Origin of the sequence: Kitasatospora sp. NPDC059577, assembly GCF_042735475.1 — a bacterium.
Taxonomy (GTDB): Bacteria; Actinomycetota; Actinomycetes; order Streptomycetales; family Streptomycetaceae; genus Kitasatospora.
In genome coordinates this window covers 148,638-156,159 of the sequence record NZ_JBHWBZ010000001.1, presented here as the reverse complement: position 1 = coordinate 156,159, position 7,522 = coordinate 148,638, and the positions used below count along the sequence as shown (strand labels likewise).

The 7,522-nt window shown below is 73.1% G+C and carries 6 protein-coding genes; 4 read left to right on the top strand and 2 right to left on the bottom strand.

Annotated features, from left to right (window positions below; translation table 11 throughout):
- Positions 1–144: 144 nt before the first annotated feature.
- Both ACFV0O_RS00740 and ACFV0O_RS00735 read left to right on the top strand, forming a co-directional pair.
- Positions 145–774 carry a class F sortase gene (locus ACFV0O_RS00740; RefSeq protein WP_380334363.1) on the top strand — a complete coding sequence of 210 codons (630 nt, stop codon included), beginning with the start codon at positions 145–147 and terminating at the stop codon, positions 772–774.
- A 73-nt stretch (positions 775–847) separates the two neighbouring features.
- Positions 848–2,173 (top strand): tetratricopeptide repeat protein, encoded by a 1,326-nt coding sequence (locus ACFV0O_RS00735; protein ID WP_380334360.1) that lies wholly within the window; start codon positions 848–850, stop codon positions 2,171–2,173.
- A gap of 18 nt (positions 2,174–2,191) precedes the next feature.
- Here ACFV0O_RS00735 and ACFV0O_RS00730 read toward each other — a convergent pair whose 3' ends face one another.
- Entirely contained in the window at positions 2,192–2,524 is a 333-nt protein-coding gene (locus tag ACFV0O_RS00730; protein ID WP_380334358.1) for a hypothetical protein, read from the bottom strand.
- Positions 2,525–2,553: 29 nt separating this feature from the next.
- Positions 2,554–4,245 carry a high frequency lysogenization protein HflD gene (locus ACFV0O_RS00725; protein WP_380334355.1) on the bottom strand — a complete coding sequence of 564 codons (1,692 nt, stop codon included), beginning with the start codon at positions 4,243–4,245 and terminating at the stop codon, positions 2,554–2,556.
- A gap of 389 nt (positions 4,246–4,634) precedes the next feature.
- On the opposite strand from ACFV0O_RS00725, the gene ACFV0O_RS00720 reads away from it, so the two are divergent.
- Positions 4,635–5,789 carry a HoxN/HupN/NixA family nickel/cobalt transporter gene (locus ACFV0O_RS00720; RefSeq protein WP_380334352.1) on the top strand — a complete coding sequence of 385 codons (1,155 nt, stop codon included), beginning with the start codon at positions 4,635–4,637 and terminating at the stop codon, positions 5,787–5,789.
- Positions 5,790–6,085: 296 nt separating this feature from the next.
- Positions 6,086–7,468, top strand: coding sequence for a DUF4331 domain-containing protein (locus tag ACFV0O_RS00715; protein WP_380334349.1), 1,383 nt, complete (start codon positions 6,086–6,088; stop codon positions 7,466–7,468).
- Positions 7,469–7,522: the final 54 nt, after the last annotated feature.

The following is a 7,522-nucleotide window of genomic DNA, read 5'->3' as shown; positions in this document are numbered from 1 at the left end:
CCCACCCGCCCCCGAGTTCTACTCCGGCCGCCGCGCCCCCCCGCCCGTGTGCGCCCCCCCGCGCCCCGCGGCGCGCGCCCCCCCCCCCCGGCGGGGCCCCCACGGCCCGGGCACGCGCGCAGCCGTCCCAGCCTGAGCACCGCCGTGGCCACGCTGGCTCTCGGCCTCGCCCTGACCGGCGCCGGCACGGTGAGCCTCGCCACCGGATCGGGAAGCCCGGGACCGGCCGCGGTCCAGGACATCGGCGACATCCCCGGGCAGCCGTCCGACACGACGCGCCACGGCACCGCGGGCCCGGCACCCACGAGCCGTCAGATACCGCCGGTGCGGATACGGATACCCCGGATCGGGGTGGACAGCCCGCTCACCGACCTTCAGGTCCAGGGCGACGGACACCTCGGTACACCGGGCGACCCTGCGGTCGCCGGCTGGTGGAGCCAGGGGCCGGCCCCCGGGGACCCGGGTACCGCGGTGATCGTCGGCCATGTCGACTCCCTCACCGGACCGGCCGTGTTCAGCGGCCTGTCCGCCCTGCGCCCGGGCGACACCGTCGCCGTGGACGCGGCCGACGGCACCACCGGTCTCTTCACCGTCCAGGCCCTGCGCAGCTACGCCAAGGACGAGTTCCCCGACGACACGGTGTTCGGGTCCACCGCGGACCCGAGTCTGCGGCTCATCACCTGCGGGGGCGCCTACGACCGGGCCAGCCGGGAGTACCTCGCCAACCTGGTGGTCTTCGCCTCACCGGCCCGCACCGACACCGCGACCGCCTGACCGAGCAGCCACACCGACACCCCGGCCGCCTGGCCGAGCGGTCGCACCGACCCGCTTCCACCTGGAGTTCGCCGTGAACCGACGCCGCCCTCTCCTGCCGGCCGCCGTGGCCACCGCCCTCGGCGTGGGGCTGTTCCTCGCCGGCGGCCTCGGGCCGGCCCCTCGGGGCGACGGCACCCGAGCCGCCTCCGAGCAGGCGGGCACCGGTCGGGACGCGACCGGCACCGGTCTGGACGCGGACATCCGGGGCCTGCAGGAGCACCTGAGGACGGTCCCCGCGGACGCCCTCGCCATGGCGTCCCTCGGCCTCGCCTACGTCCAGCAGGCCAAGATCACCGCTGACCCGGCCTACTACCCGAAGGCGGAAGCCGTCCTCACCCGGTCGCTGGAGACGGACCCGGCCGAGAACTTCACCGCCATGGCCGGCATGGCCGCCCTCGACGCCGCCCGGCACGACTTCACCGCGGCCCTCGACTGGTCGCAGCGGGCGATCACCGTGAACCCGGACAGCTCCACCCTCTACGGGACCCTCGCCGACGCCTACACCCAGCTCGGCCGGTACCCGGAGTCGTTCGACGCGGTGCAGCGCATGGTCGACCTCAAGCCGGGCACCCCGTCGCTGGCCCGTGCCTCCTACACGTGGGAGCTGCGCGGCGACCCGACGGCGGCCACCGCCGCCATGACGCGGGCACTCGACGACGCCAACACCCCCGCCGACCGGGCCTTCGCCCGCTACCACCTCAGCCAGCTCGCCCTCGACAACGGCGACCCGAAGACCGCGCTCACCCACGCCGACGCGGGCCTGCGCACCGCGCCCGGCACCGCCTCGCTCCTGGAGGCCAGGGCCAAGGCCGAAGCCGCCCTCGGTGACACCGCCTCCGCCGTCGCGGACCTCCGGCGGGCCGTCACGCAGGTCCCCCAGCCCGAGTACGTGGTCGAACTCGGCGAACTGCTCCAGTCCCTGGGCCGCACGGCCGAGGCGCAGCAGCAGTACCGGGTGTTCCGCGCCGAGCAGCGGCTGTTCACCGACAACGGCGTCGCCCTCGACACCGACGCGGCACTGTTCGAGGCCGACCACGGCGACCCCGCCGAAGCCCTCGCCATCGCCGAACACGGCCTGACCACAAGGCCGTTCCTGGAGATGCACGACGCCTACGCCTGGGCGCTGCACGCCGGCGGCCGCGACCAGGAGGCGCTGGCGCAGTCCGACGAGGCCCTGGCCCTGGGGATGCGCAACGCCCTCTTCCACTACCACCGTGCCGTGATCCTGCAGGGGCTCGGGCAACTCGGCCAGGCGCGCGCCGAGTTGGAGACCGCGCTGGCGATCAACCCGGCGTTCCACCCGTTGCACGCCCCGGCCGCCCGCGCCGCGTTGACCGCACTCGGGGCCGCGGGCTGAGGGACGGCGCGTCATCTCCTACTTCGGCTGTGCCACGCGGCTCGGGTCGCCGCCGAGGCCCGCGTACAGGTCGGTCCAGCGGCGGTCGGTGTCGCTCGGCGGCTTGCCGTCGCAGTACGTCTTGGTCCCGTTGGCCGTGTAGAAGCGCATCATCTCCAGCACCGCTCGCGGATCGGACTTCTCCCCGCCGGTGTAGTCGGTGCCCGGCTGCTGGCTCTGGTGCAGGAGGCAGGACGGGGACGGCGTGCCGGGCTGGGCGTCGAAGCTGCCGCCCGGCTCGTCGCCGCAGGCCGCCAGCAGCGGAGCGGCGAGGAGGACCAGGCACAGCAGGTGCGCGCGGCGGGTGGTCATGGTGATCGGCCTCCGGTGGGGGCTGGTGTTCACAGGGTCGAGGGGAGGCTTCGGACGACCAGGCCCAGCCCCACGATCAGGATCAGCAGGGCGGTCAGCAGGGCGCTGTAGGGGGCGATTCGGCGCAGTCGGCCGACGACGGGGCCTTCCGCCGTGCCCGCGAGCCGGTCGCCGAGGCGGACCAGGAGCAGGCCGACGGCGGTGAGGGTGGCAGCCATGCCCAGGCCGTAGGCGACCACCAGGGCCGCGCCGAAGAGGGTCCGGCCGAGGGCGACGGCGCCCAGCAGGACCACCAGGGCCGAGGGGCTGGGGACCAGGCCGCCGGCGATCCCGAGGCCGATGAGGCGGCGGCGGCCTGGCGCCGCGGAGTCGTGGTGGTGATGGTGGCCGCCTCCGAACAGGCCGTGCCGGTGGCCGTGGTCGTGCCCTCGGTGGTCGTGCCCTGGGTGGTCGTGCCCTGGGTGGTCGCGCCCTGGGTGGTCGTGGGGGTGACCGTGGTGCTGGTGGTGGTGGTCGTGCCGATGAGAGTGCGGGTGGTCGGGGTGGGTGTGGTCGGGTGCGTGGTCGGGAGGGTGCGGATGGTCGTGGTGATCGTTCGGTGCGGGTGCCGCGGACACGTGCGCGAGTTCCCTGAGGGGTTCGTTGCCCGTGCCCCCGTGGGAGTGCGGGAGGTGCTCGTGCGCTCGGGCACTCCGGGCGCGCCGGACCGCGTCCCGCAGCAGGCCGGCGCCGACGGCGGCGACCAGGGCGCCGCTGAGGACGCCCAGCCAGCCGAGCAGGACGTCGCCGGCCAGCGAGGAGAACGCCGTCAGGCACAGCCCGACGACGAGGACGCCGGCGGTGTGGGTGACGGTGACGGTGGCGCCGACGGTGACGGCGTCGCGGGTGCTGCCGCGACGGCCCGCGAGGTAGGCGGCCATCACGGTCTTGCCGTGTCCGGGCAGCAGCGCGTGTCCGGCGCCCAGCACGATCGACAGGAGGACCGCGAGCAGGCCGAGCGGGACGGTGAGCCGCCGGGTGGCGCCGAGTTCGGTGAGGCGGGCGTCGAGGCCGGCGAGCCAGGCCGTGGGCCCGGAGCCGTCCGCCGTCACGCTCGCCTCGCGGGCGGGTGCCGCGTCGTCGCCGGGACGGGCGTGGAACTGGGCGCGGGTGACACCGCTGGGGCTGTCGAGCAGGTCGCGGGGGTAGTCGCGCAGTTCCTTGGAGACCGACCGGGCCGGAACGTCGGTGTGATCGAGCGTGGTCCCGTCGCCGCGGGCGGTGATCTCGTTCCATCCGACCCGGCTCGGGTCGCTCCCGCTGGTGACCCGCACCGTGGTGCCGTCGGCCGGGAGGTGCAGGTCGGCCCGGAGGACGCACTCCAGGCGGCTGGTGCGCAGGCCCGCCGATCCGTCCTCGTACCGGAACCGCGCGGAGTCCGTTCGCCAGGTCAGGGCCGCGGCCGCCCGGTCGGTCGTCACCTGGAGGCCTTGTGCGGTCCGGGCGCACTGCTCGGCGGCCCAGGCGGTGCCTTCGGCGTCGTCGACGGTGCCGTCGCCGTTGCGGTCGATCCTCGGCTGTTCCTGGAGGGTGGGGATCTCGGCGGCGTCGGTGACGGCGAGGACCTCCAGGCTGTCGGGGTGGACGGTGAAGCCGAGGTAGTGGTTGAGGGAGAAGTTCCCCAGTGGATGGGCGTCGGCGGCGGGTACGGCGACGCCGAGCAGGAACAGCGTGCCCGACACGGCCACACCTGCCCGGGCGAGGAATCGGGGAACCGCCACGCTGGGCCTCCGGGGACGGGGCCGGCCGCCGCGGCGAAGCCCGGCCCGGCAGGAAGGGGATGCGGGCGCGATTGCCCGACGCACACCATCCGGGCCCGGAGGTGACTCGGGATTGGCACCACTCCGGCCCGGGCGGCGGCGTCACTCCGCCGGGGCATCACCTCCGGACACCCGTTCCCATGCATCGAACGGATGGCCGCAGCCCGGCGGACCTGCGACAAGGCGCCGGTGTGCACCTCCTCGCGCCCCCGGCGCGCCCCGTGACAGGACTCCTTGTTGCACCCATAGTGCACCTACAAGCTCACTGCACCGACTGCGGTGCGGCAGCAGCAGATGCAGGAAGGACACCCATGGCCTCCTCATCCGTCTCCCCCTCCCAGGACCCGCCGAGATCCCCCCGCGCGACCGCCGTGGCGTCGATCACCCGTCAGGAGTGGCGGCGACTGGCCGGGATGGGGGCGTTCGTCGTCGCGCTGCACGTGATCGGCTGGGTGACGCTGGTCGCCGTCGTCGCGCCCGAGCACCACACCGTCGGGGAGAAGAGCTTCGGTGTCGGGATCGGCGTCACCGCCTACACCCTCGGCATGCGGCACGCCTTCGACGCGGACCACATCGCCGCGATCGACAACACCACCCGCAAGCTCATGGAGCAGCACAAGCGGCCGCTCTCCGTCGGATTCTGGTTCTCCCTCGGGCACTCGTCCATCGTGTTCGCCCTCGCCGTCCTGCTCTCCTTCGGAGTGAAGTCGCTCGCCGGCCCCCTCCAGGACGACGGTTCCGGCCTCCACCGGGTCACCGGCCTGATCGGCACGGCGGTGTCCGGCTCGTTCCTGTACCTGATCGCGATCGTCAACCTCGTCGTCCTGGTGGGCATCTGGAAGGTGTTCCGGCAGATGCGCTCCGGGCACCTGGACGAGAGCGCGCTGGAGGAGCAGCTGGACAAACGGGGCCTGCTGAACCGGGTGCTGGGCCGGGTGACCCGGTCGGTCGGCAAGCCGTGGCAGATGTACCCGCTGGGCATGCTCTTCGGCCTCGGGTTCGACACCGCGACCGAGATCGCCCTGCTGGTGCTGGCCGGTTCCGGGGCCGCGTCGGGTCTGCCGTGGTACGCGATCCTGTGTCTGCCGGTGCTGTTCGCCGCCGGGATGTGCCTGTTGGACACCATCGACGGGTCGTTCATGAACTTCGCCTACGGCTGGGCGTTCTCCAAGCCGGTCCGCAAGATCTACTACAACCTGACCATCACGGGGCTGTCGGTCGCCGTCGCGCTCGTCATCGGCACCGTCGAGCTGCTGGGCCTGCTCGCCGACAAGCTCGACCTGCACGGTGCCTTCTGGGACTGGGTGTCCGGGCTGGACCTCAACACGGTCGGCTTCGTGATCGTCGGCCTGTTCTTCGCCACCTGGGTCATCGCGCTCGCGGTGTGGAGGTTCGCCCGGATCGAGCAGAGATGGAACGTGCCGACCCCGGTCGCCGCGCCGCCGGCCGCCACGAACGAAGGCTGAGGCCGCGTCAGGGACGTCAACGCGGACGAAAAACGAGTGGCGTGCACCCGGGCAGGTGACGTCGCTGGCCCAGGGGAGTGAGGCGACCCGACCACACCTGCACCGCTCGCGAAACCGTGACGGGATCCGGTCCACAGTGCCGAGTGCGGCTGCCCAGCCGGATCCCCGCTCCGCCGCCCCCTCGGCGCGGAGCGGAACCCGCCCGTCACGGAAGCGAGAACCCCACCCGCATGAACGTCACGCGCCGACCTGCCCGCAGAAGCCCGACCGCCCGTACCGCCGCGATCCTCACCAGCATGAGCCTCGCGCTCGCCGGCACCGCGATCCTCGGATCCGGCGCCGGTACCGGCAACGCCTCCAGCCACCGCGAGGCGCCGCTGATCGCGGCCGACCCGCAGGTCGACAACACCGACGTCTACGCCTTCACCAGCCCCGACAACCAGGACACCGTCACCCTGGTCGCCAACTGGCTGCCGTTCCAGGAGCCCAACGGCGGCCCCAACTTCTACCCCTGGGCCGACGGGGCGCACTACGACATCAACATCGACTCCCAGGGCACCGGCAAGCCCGACCTCACCTACCGCTGGACCTTCCACACCGAGGACCGGCGCGGCACCGACACCTTCCTCTACAACAACGGCGTCGTGAACAACCTCACCGACCCCACCCTGCTGTTCCGCCAGTACTACACGCTCCAGGAGCTGCGCCCCGGCTGCGACCCGGTCACCCTGGTCGAGCACGGCACCGCCGCCCCGTCCGACACCGGCCGCGCGTCCATGCCCGACTACGCCGGGCTGCGCCGACAGGCCACCGTGCAACTGCCGGGCGGAGGACAGACCGTGGCCACCCAGGCCGCCGACCCGTTCTTCCTCGACCTGCGGATCTTCGACCTGCTCTACGGCGGCAACCTCTCCGAGGTCGGCCAGAACACCCTCGCCGGGTACAACGTCAACTCCCTGTCCATCCAGGTGCCCAAGAGCCGCCTCGCCCACAAGGGCGACGCGACCCGCAACCCCGTCATCGGTGTCTGGTCCAGCACCGAGAAGCAGACCCTGAAGCTCAGCCCCGGCAAGGCCGAGCCGGCCGGCACGTTCGTCCAGGTCTCCCGCCTCGGCAACCCGCTCGTCAACGAGGTCGTCCTGCCCGCCGGCCTCAAGGACGCCTTCAACTCCCTCCCGCCGTCCGAGGACCACAACCAGCCCGCCGTGGTCGCCAAGGTCCTCAACCCCGAGGTGCCGCAGCTGATCCAGGCGATCTACGGCCTCCCGGCCCCGGCCACCCCGCGCACCGACCTCCAGGAGATCTTCCTCACCGGCATCGCCAAGGCCACCGGCGGCCCCTTCCAGGTGGATCTGAACTCCCAGCTGATGAACCGGGACATCGACCCGAAGAAGTTCGTCCCCGCCGAGGAACTGCGGCTGAACATGTCCACCCCGGTCACCCCGAACCCCGACCGGCTCGGCGTCCTCGACGGAGACCTCCAGGGCTTCCCCAACGGCCGCCGCCTCACCGACGACGTCGTCGACATCGCCCTCCAGGTGATGGAGGGCGCCACCCCGGGCCACCTCATCCCCGCGCTCGCCGCCGGCGACAAGGTCAACACCGCCGACAAGCCGTTCGGCACCACCTTCCCCTACCTCGCGCTGCCGTACGACAAGGCCGTCAACCAGCCCAACTGACCTTCCCCGCCCGGGGGGGGGGGGGGGGGGGGCGCCCCCCCCCCCCCCCCCCCG

Coding starts and splice junctions, on each gene's coding strand:
- ACFV0O_RS00730 (WP_380334358.1), bottom strand. CDS start 2,524: ATGACCACCCGCCGCGCGCACCTGCTGTGCCTGGTCCTCCTCGCCGCT.
- ACFV0O_RS00720 (WP_380334352.1), top strand. CDS start 4,635: ATGGCCTCCTCATCCGTCTCCCCCTCCCAGGACCCGCCGAGATCCCCC.
- ACFV0O_RS00715 (WP_380334349.1), top strand. CDS start 6,086: ATGAGCCTCGCGCTCGCCGGCACCGCGATCCTCGGATCCGGCGCCGGT.